At 63.7% G+C, this 6,405-nt stretch carries 3 protein-coding genes and 2 pseudogenes; 3 read left to right on the top strand and 2 right to left on the bottom strand.

The genetic code is table 11. The features are described 5' to 3' along the window. Nucleotides 1-186 precede the first annotated feature (186 nt). Together GOPIP_RS29055 and GOPIP_RS29805 are read left to right on the top strand one after the other, a co-directional pair. On the top strand, nucleotides 187-606 hold the full coding sequence (locus GOPIP_RS29055) for a hypothetical protein (RefSeq protein ID WP_035727678.1): 420 nt from the start codon (nucleotides 187-189) through the stop codon (nucleotides 604-606). Between the two features lie 155 nt (nucleotides 607-761). After that, nucleotides 762-1,046, top strand: a complete 285-nt coding sequence (locus GOPIP_RS29805; protein WP_081482494.1) for a hypothetical protein — start codon at nucleotides 762-764, stop codon at nucleotides 1,044-1,046. Nucleotides 1,047-1,067: 21 nt separating this feature from the next. Here the strand turns inward: GOPIP_RS29805 and GOPIP_RS10370 are convergent. Together GOPIP_RS10370 and GOPIP_RS10365 are read right to left on the bottom strand one after the other, a co-directional pair. Beyond that, a pseudogene (locus tag GOPIP_RS10370) lies at nucleotides 1,068-1,648 on the bottom strand (sigma-70 family RNA polymerase sigma factor). Between the two features lie 648 nt (nucleotides 1,649-2,296). Then, nucleotides 2,297-3,603 (bottom strand): annotated as a pseudogene (locus tag GOPIP_RS10365) (ISL3 family transposase). Nucleotides 3,604-3,800: 197 nt separating this feature from the next. Here GOPIP_RS10365 and GOPIP_RS10360 point away from each other — a divergent pair. Then, nucleotides 3,801-6,332 carry an ATP-binding protein gene (locus GOPIP_RS10360; RefSeq protein WP_244421134.1) on the top strand — a complete coding sequence of 844 codons (2,532 nt, stop codon included), beginning with the start codon at nucleotides 3,801-3,803 and terminating at the stop codon, nucleotides 6,330-6,332. The last annotated feature ends 73 nt before the right edge of the window (nucleotides 6,333-6,405 follow it).

Below are 6,405 nucleotides of genomic sequence, written 5' to 3'. Positions count from 1 at the left end.
CCCCCTCGAGACGGTCCAGACCTCCACCGTGAGGTCACGAGCTGGGGTCAGATTGACCGCTGATCCAGCCTCGGCTGAAAATAGAGTACTGTTGACTGCAGCCGGAGCCTCATATCTGACAGGTATCTGTCGGCGCCTCCGGCGTCACAAGGACCACTTTGCTGTGGCCAGTCAGGTGAACTCGTAATGATCACCAGTTCTCATATTCTCAACACCACCCCGCGTAGCCGTCTGTATGGACATATGCGCGACTACCACCGTGTCCGGCCAGGGCACTCGTCACGCCCGCACGTTCTTGTATCCGGCATCAATGACGAGGAACTCGAATCTACCTCGGTGGGTGCCCTGCCGGAATGGGACATCCGTTTTCACCAGGACACCACCCCCAACGGCACAAACAAGGCTATCGGCGATCTTCTCGCCCTCCGCACCGCGCACCGATCCGGCAGCCTACAGCCGTCGATCCTCGACAGCGATTCGCACCCAGTGATCCTGTTGGCCACAGACGTTGCCCTGACGGACGCGGCGCAGGTTGGGAGACAGGTCCTCCTCGCCGCCGAACGCGGCGGCACATTGTCGGACGTGCCGTTCGAGAGCGCCCCCTGATTCAAGGCTCTCCCACTCGACCAACAGGACACGATGAACTCAATTCAGCGATCGCACGTTACTGTTTACCCTCAACTATTCTCCAGCACAAGAGATTCCGGCGACGAGACCTATCCTTCGGCCTCCGGCACCTTCGCCGGCCCGCGGCTTCAGCGATGAAGCTGAGTCCAGAGCGTGCATTCGAAAACTCAGATGGGACGACCGAAAAATGGTGGGCCACACGACGCACGGAGTACCGCGGCGTGGAAATCGCCACGACGGTCAAGACGCTGCAACGTGCCGACAATGAGCTGACCGACCAAGACGTGGCGCTGCTCATCAGTGATCACACCAACCCGCGTACAATTAGTATCCCGGTATCCATTCTTGAGCAGGTGATCTCCGCCTTAGAGGATGCGAAGCACGACGTCTCGCACGTATGGGAACGCGTAACGAAGTAGGAATCGCCTATCGGCAGACCGTCAGTCGCACTCCTGCATACAGTCCCGGAGACGACGCAGCCATCACGTATCCGCGATTTGATCGTCGGGAGTGGCGTACCGGTGGCCGCAGCCACTTCGGGGTAGGTCATACCGTCGAGGTAGGACATCTCGATGCTGGATCGTTGCAGCGCGGTGAGGTCATGGAGACACGCATGAACCTCTCGAGCTTCCTCGGTGTCGATCACGACCTCGAGGGGCAACGGTGCTGTTATCGAGGCCTGCGCGATGCCGGCCTCCACGATCCGACTGCGTTGCAGTTCTTCGGTACGGACGCGGTCGATCGCACGGCGGTGAGCGATCGTCATCATCCACGTCATCACCGACCCGCGGTCGGGTTCGTACAATCGCGCTTGCTGCCAGAACTGTAGAAACGCTTCTTGCACAACCTCTTCGGCATAGTAGGTGTCACGGATCACCCGCAGCACCAGCCCGTAGATGCGGGCACTGGTCAGGTCGTAGAGCTTGGCGAACGCAGTGCGGTCACCATCGGCCGACCCTGCAAGTAGCGCTCGCAGCGATGCGTCCGCGTAGTGGTCGTGTGGTGAGGAAACCTCTGTCATCTGAACAGATGAATCCTTGCCCCGGGGCAGGACAGAAAAGGTAGATGTTCGTTCCAATCGCTCTGAGTCCGCCCGGCGTCCACTCCGGGACGGGCTCAGCGGTTGCGTGAAGGCCGCCACCACGTGTGCATGGCCCCCCGACGATGAACAACCTTCGCTGATTGAGACTACGCCGTGGGCTCGCTGCAGATCAGTGTTTCGCTGACAATGCCGTGGGGTCATTCGCAGGAGACGCCGTCGGCGACGGCGAGAGGTCGCGGTAGGCCACGGCTGTGAGTCTACGATCATCCCGTGACATCGGACCTGACACCGGTAGTGGAGGCACTGCTCGGCGAGTCAGAGAACGAGCTGGAAACAGCCGACTTTCCCTGCGTCGCAGAGGCAAAACCAGCCGGGGTGAGTGACCAGGAATAGCAAGTGAAGAATCCAGTCGCATCGAGTAGCTCTGCGCGAGACCCGTCATGTATGTGATCGGGGATCTCGGCGAGATGGTGGTCTGGCGGGATGGTGTCATTGTCAATCCTGGCGGCACCAAGCCTCGGACGATATCGCGCTGCTGTGTGCTCACGCCGGGAGGCCGGTACCCGCGTCTACGTTCATCGCCGAGGTGTGGGGCGCCGACGCCCCGGCAAAGAGGCTCTTCCGGATTCAGAGTGCGTCCAGGTGTTCTGCGAGCTGTCCTGAGTGGATGAGTGACCGCAAGATGTAGTGGGTGAGGTTGCGGAAGCCCAGGGCGATGCCGCGGAGGTGTTCGAGTCGGCCGTTGATCGCTTCGACGGGGCCGTTGGAGGCGCCGGTGTCGAAGTAGGCCAGGATCTCTTTGCGTCGAGCCCACAGCGATCGGCCGAGCTGGGCGAGTTCGGCCAGACCGGCCGGCAGGCCGGTGTGGATCTTCTTGAGCACCTTGTACATTAAGATCTTCCCGTCCCGCTTGCGTTCCTGGTCGTAGGCATCGATCAACTCTTGATAGATCGCGTAGGTGACCGAGACGGCCAGATGCTCCTCGTGAGCGTCAAGGCCGGTACGCAGTCTGGTCTTCTGCTTGTCGGTGAGCAACCCGATGCGGGTGAGCAGAGTCCGTCGGATACCGAACAACGGATCCCCGGACCGGCCACGGTGTCCGCACGTAACCTGTTGCACGCGTTGACGACATAATGTGAGTTTCTCTGCGGCGAGGTGGATCACGTGGAACGGATCCATCACCGGGCGCGCCTTGTCGAGCGCTTCATCGGTGGCTGTGCGATAGCCGGTGAACCCGTCCATCGCGACGACCCGGATGCGGTCGCGAAATGACTGATCGCGGGCACCGAGCCAGGCCTTCAAGACGGCTTTCGACCGGCCAACGACCATATCCAACAACCGGGCCGCCCCGGTGCCGTCAACGACCGGGGTGAGGTCGACCAACACGGTGACGAAACTCGAATCGCCCTTGCCGCGAACATGTTTCCACTTGTGCTCATCGACCCCCAAGACTCGCACTCCGGCCAGACGGGCCGGTACCGACGCCAGGGTGTGGGCCGCATCGAGGGCCAGAGTGTTGACGGTGTTCCAGCTCAGCCCGACCGAGGCAGCGACAGCCGACACGCTCATCTTGTCGAAGATCATCGACCGCATGATCCAGGCGGTGGTACGGCGAGTGACCTGGGCTCGCGGCGCCGCGATCGTGCTGATGTCGGCCCGGAAGACCGATGTTGTGCACTCGGCGTTGGTGCAAGCGTAACGCGGCACTTTCAGGTGCAGGCGCGTCGGATGCCCGACGATCGGCAGATCAGCAACCTCACGGTCCACGTGATCACGCAGTCGACCGGCCTGCACGACGGGCACGCGTCTTTCGGGGCCACGACCTGGCAGAACAGGTGTGTCTGGTCTTCGGCATCGATCGCGGCGTCGGTGATCGTCACGCCAAGTTCGATGGTGCGGCAAATGGTGTCGGCAATAGCGCTACGCTGCGTCATGGGTCGGTCCTGTCGGTGTCAGGCTGGTTGTGTCAGAGCTTTCATCCTCACACCGCAGGACCCGCCTACACCTTCAGCCACACCACCCGCCCACAGCGATGCTTGATCACCCCTACATCTTGTGGCCACAAGAACCCGTTCTACGCACCGTCATTCCGGAAGAGCCGGCAAAGACCCAGCGGACGCTGGAATCGCAGATGTGGCGGTTGCGGAAGGCGTTGGTACCGGAGGGCTTTCCGGCAGTGATCATCACCGAACGCGCCGGGTATCGGCTCGATCTCGATGAGGTGTCGGTGGACTCGATCGATTTCGATGCTGCCGGCGTCGCGGTGCTCAGTGGCGCTGTGGTGGACCCGTCGGCACTCGACGCGGTGCTCTCGACGTGGCGCGGCGAGCCGTTCACCACGGTTGCGCCCTCCCCAGGCCTCGATCGGGCCCGTCGGCAGCTGGACGTCATCCGCACAGCGTTGTTGACCCGTCGTGCCGATCTGAGTGCGGAATCGGGTCAGCACCATCGGGCGATCGAGGAGGCCCAAGCATTGATCACCCGGGACCCGCTCGATGAGCACGCGTGGGCGCTGAAGATCGCGGCCCTCGCCGCGACCGGCCAACGCGCCGAGGCGTTCACCGCCTACCGCGACGTTCGCGAACTCCTCGCGACCGAACTCGGCGTCACCCCGGGAGACGAAATTCGTGCAGCTCATCGCCACGCTCTCGGCCAGCACAATCGGAGCGTCAGGCGGCTCCATCTGCCGTCGCAACACACGTCGTTCGTCGGGCGCACCTCCGAACTGGCCGAGACTGTGCGGTTGCTCGAATCGGAACGCGCCGTCTCGCTCGATGGCATCCCGGGTGTCGGCAAGACGCGCCTGGCGCTGGAAGCGGCACGGCGCGTTGCCGATTCGTTCGACGATGGCGTGTGGTTCATCGACCGGAGCACCGATGCGGGCGTGGCCGAGACCGTCCTCACCACGATGCGAATCCAGCCCGCGGCAGACTCCACCGCAGGTCTCGATCAGGTGTGTGATCATCTGGCGACGATGTCAGTGCTACTTGTCCTCGACGGCCCCATGTCGTCCGAGGACGCCGACGTAGTCGACGCGATTCTGCAACGGTGCGCCGCAGTGACGATTCTCGGCTCAAGCGGACCAATGGGGGTACGGGGCGAGCGGGTGCTGACCGTGCACCCATTGACCGTCGACATCGGTCGCACCGGCGGCCCGTCACCCGCTCAGCAACTTCTCGTCGACCGTATCCGCGTTGCCCGTGGCGTCTTCGATCCCGACCCCGCCGACCTCGACGATCTCGACCGGATCTGTACGGCGATGGGTGGATTGCCACTGGGTCTCGAACTCGCCGCGGCCCGGATGGCGACGTTCTCGGTGCGGGAAGTGGCCGACCAATTCGGAAGTGCGGTCCCCGAGCCGATCGACCGCGCTTTCCGGCTGGCCTACGAGTCCCTGAGCGTCGGCGTGGCGCGCCGGTATCTCCGCCTCACCGCTCTGCGCAGTCCGTTCACCTCGGAGCTGGCCGAAGCCGTGTGCGGCGCCGACGTCGCCGATGACCTGGCTGAACTGTGTCGCCGATCATTGTTGTGGCCCATCCGTGGAGACCGACTCCGGCCGACCCGATTCACCATTCTCGACACGATCGCCGAGCACGCTCGAGTACTCGACCGACCAGCTGCACTCGAGGCGGTACGACGACGAGACCACGCAGTCACCGCGCTTCTGGCCACGACTCCGATGCACAGCACCATGTCGTCGGCGCGAGACCTCGCCCGCGTCGACAATGATGTCTCCACGGTGCTCGCCTTTCTCGAGTCCGTCGTGAGCGACCCCGCTCGCCTCGACACCCACATCGACCTGATCGAACAGCTCGGCCCGTACTGGTACCTCTGCCGACGTCTCGCCGCCGGTATCCGCTTGCTCCGCATCGCATCCGAAACCTGTTCGCGGGGCGGGTGTTCGGCGCGTACGAGCGCGATGGTGACTGCCTGTCTCGGTGCAGCGTCGGCATTCAGTCAGCAGACTGCCGAAGCCCACCGGCATCTGACCGCGTTGTCACCCGATGACCTCGACGCGGCGATCGTCGTGGACGACCAGGACCCCGACGTCGGCTGCCGGCGCTTCGCGTTTCTCGCCCTGGCGAGTTGGACAGGTGACGACCATGCCCTGGCCGGCATCTTCGCGCAGCGGGCTTGGGACGCACTGGTCACGGGTTGTCGCGAGGCAGCCATCGTGACCGCAACCAAGGCACTGTGCGAGCTGACGGCCGGCAACGTGGCGGAAGGCACGCACCATGCCCACACCGCACTCGCGCTCGGAGCCGAACTGGGCGATCCACTGGCCATCCATCTCGCGGCCGTGATGCTGGGCATCCGAGGTCTGCTCAACGGCGACACCCGCATGGGACTTCGCTGGAATGACCAGGCGTTTCACGCATACCTTGACGCCGGGGGCGTTCAGATCTGTGACACGGTCGAACAGCGCGGCAACCACCTGGCCGCGGCCGGTGAAGTGAACCGCGCCGGCCGGGCGTTCGCGGTCGCACGCACCTACGCGCTGGACGCGGGCATGGAGTGGCCGCGTCATCCGTTCACGCACGACGCCATCCGCCGGTGCCGCGACGACGAGAACACGGCCTTCGACCAGGGGTGGCGCGCAGGTACTGCCGATGCGCGAGACGCACTCGTCATGGGTGATCACGAGCGCTTCGCCGGCATGTGAGCGTTTTGTGAGGACCGCACGGTCTTCTTGTCACATCACGACCAGGGTCGACGGACCTCGTGATCCGACAACC

The sequence above is a fragment of the Gordonia polyisoprenivorans NBRC 16320 = JCM 10675 genome (assembly GCF_000241325.1).
GTDB classification, from domain to species: Bacteria; Actinomycetota; Actinomycetes; order Mycobacteriales; family Mycobacteriaceae; genus Gordonia; species Gordonia polyisoprenivorans.
The sequence above is the reverse complement of the archived record's forward strand: the minus strand, read 5'-3'. Positions and strand labels throughout refer to the sequence as shown.

Bases quoted from the DNA above. Each gene is read 5' to 3' on its own strand.
- GOPIP_RS29055 (WP_035727678.1), top strand. From the start codon at position 187: ATGATCACCAGTTCTCATATTCTCAACACCACCCCGCGTAGCCGTCTG.
- GOPIP_RS29805 (WP_081482494.1), top strand. From the start codon at position 762: ATGAAGCTGAGTCCAGAGCGTGCATTCGAAAACTCAGATGGGACGACC.
- GOPIP_RS10360 (WP_244421134.1), top strand. From the start codon at position 3,801: ATGTGGCGGTTGCGGAAGGCGTTGGTACCGGAGGGCTTTCCGGCAGTG.